The sequence below is a fragment of the Streptomyces sp. NRRL S-495 genome (assembly GCF_000966955.1).
Classification (GTDB): domain Bacteria; phylum Actinomycetota; class Actinomycetes; order Streptomycetales; family Streptomycetaceae; genus Kitasatospora; species Kitasatospora purpeofusca.
In genome coordinates this window covers 1-1,638 of the sequence record NZ_JZWY01001198.1, presented here as the reverse complement: position 1 = coordinate 1,638, position 1,638 = coordinate 1, and the positions used below count along the sequence as shown (strand labels likewise).

Sequence of the window (1,638 nt, the reverse complement as noted above, 5' to 3'; positions counted from 1 at the left end):
GACACAAGGTTGACGAACCGTCTGGTCTATGATCCCGCCTGTACGCGTCAATCGGGCGCAGGGGAGGGGTCAGCATGCTGACGGAGGCTCTGGCGGCGTCGGCCGCAGCGGGGGGAGCGGCTGTGGTGCAGGCCGCCGCGACCGACGCCTGGACAGGGACCAGGGAGAAGGTGGCCGGCTGGTTCGGGCGCAGGGATCCGTCCCGGCAGACCGCCGAGCTGGAGCTTCTCGACGAGACCGCCCGGGTGATCACCCAAGCGGAAGACGACCGGCGCCCCGATGTGATGGCCGCTCATGAAGCGTTCTGGCGATCCCGGATCGAGAGGGCGCTGGCCGCCGCGCCGGACGACCAACACCGAAACCAGGCGGCGCGGGAACTCGACGTGCTGCTCCAGGTGATCCGAGCCGCCGTACCGAGCGGCAACGGAAGTCTGACGGTCGGCGGTGACCTCACGATCCGCAGCGCCCCGGGCTCGATCGCCGCCGGCGTGATCAACGGGGGCGCGGTGGTCAACTCCCCTTCCCGGCCGGAGCGGACAACGGGCTGAGCCGCTCCGGGACCCCCGGCCCCGTCACCATCAACGCCACTACCGTCCACGGCGGCATCCACCTCACCCCAGGTGGGGCCGGTGCCGGACAGCCGACCGCGATCCTCGGCGTCAACACCGAAACCCGCCCCGGCTACCCGATCCCCTACCGGCTCACCCGCACGGGGCGCGACACCTTGATCGAGCCCACCGACCCCTACCTCGCCGCTGTGCGCGCCGGCGAGCCGCTGCACGGCGGCCTTCTCGTGCACCGCTGGCCGGAGCTCGACGTCAAGGTGGTCAACAACACCGGCGAGACCGTGCTCCTCCACGAGGCCCTCCTCGATGTCACCTCCTCCGAACCCGACCTGCGCGCCCTGCCGTTTCTGACCTGCGACGAGACGGACATCGTCCTGTTCAACGGCGGCTGGGGCCCTCTGAGGGAGGCCACCGTCACCTACTCCCTCTTCGACACCCCCGACGCGCCCGACCCCCTTGCAGGCCCCTACGTCCTGCGCACCCCCGAAGTGCGCAGCCGCGAGCGGCACTCCTGGTCGGTGGAGGACAAGCTCAGCCCCTTCGCCTTCCACGGTGCCAGCCGCCTCCTCCCGCGCCACGAGGTGGCCGTTCGCGGCGTGCTCGCCTTCACCCACACCGGTGCGGACGGCGCCGTGGTGCACTCGTCCAACCCCTTCACGGGGCGGCTGGTCCCGCGCCGCTCCACCAGCACGATCCCCCGGATCGGGTCATATCTGGGCCCGGGCCAGAAGTACTCCACCGCGCTCGCATCCGTCGGCACCGGCTACCAGGTGAGCGTGCCGCTCTCCCAGGTCGTGCAGGCCGGAGAAGCTGACCGCTTCTCCGTCACCATCGCCTCCGACCGGTCCGCCTTCCACTCCTTCTCCCTCGTACTCCGGTACAACGACGGCCAGGAGCTGGTGGTGGCGGACAGGATCCACCTGGCACTGTTCCTGTCGGTCACGCAGGAGCGCCACGCACCTCTGCTCGTCCACCCCGGCCTCGCGGTTCGGCCCCAACCCCGGACGCAGCCCCAGCCCCGACGGCGGTGGTGGCAGCGCTTCCGCCGAACTTGACCGCCGACGCGTCGACC

The 1,638-nt window shown here is 71.1% G+C and carries 2 protein-coding genes; both read left to right on the top strand.

Going from position 1 to position 1,638, the window contains the following annotated elements; all coding sequences use genetic code 11:
• Positions 1 to 170 precede the first annotated feature (170 nt).
• Complete coding sequence (locus VR45_RS40540) at positions 171 to 548, top strand: hypothetical protein (protein ID WP_159394558.1); 378 nt, start codon at positions 171 to 173, stop codon at positions 546 to 548.
• A gap of 176 nt (positions 549 to 724) precedes the next feature.
• A complete protein-coding gene (locus VR45_RS40535) occupies positions 725 to 1,621 on the top strand; it encodes a hypothetical protein (protein WP_045944991.1) in 897 nt (298 codons plus the stop codon).
• The last annotated feature ends 17 nt before the right edge of the window (positions 1,622 to 1,638 follow it).